The organism is Mesoflavibacter sp. CH_XMU1422-2, assembly GCF_037029245.1.
GTDB lineage: Bacteria > Bacteroidota > Bacteroidia > Flavobacteriales > Flavobacteriaceae > Mesoflavibacter > Mesoflavibacter zeaxanthinifaciens.
On sequence record NZ_JAYMEE010000062.1, the window covers coordinates 466885 to 467140 of the forward strand.

The window sequence follows — 256 nt, forward strand, 5'->3', positions numbered from 1 at the left end:
GGATGCAAACTACACCGTAACGTCTGACTTCGACTTTAACAACTTTGTTAATACTTGTGGACTTGGTGGTACTATCACTGTAAACTATACAGTAGCGGATGATTGTGGGAACATAGCGTCTACTTCGGCGACTTTAACTTTATCTGATACGACTGGTCCTGACTTAGCGTTATGTTCAGATGTTTCAGATGAAACTATTGAATGTGATGGTAACAATAACAGTACTTTAGCATCTGATTGGAATGCGGCTAACATC

The 256-nt window shown here is 39.8% G+C and carries 1 protein-coding gene; it reads left to right on the forward strand.

All coding sequences use genetic code 11. From position 1 onward, the window contains the following. A partial coding sequence (locus WA340_RS11470) for a hypothetical protein (RefSeq protein ID WP_336129160.1) occupies nucleotides 1–256 on the forward strand: 256 nt, incomplete at both ends.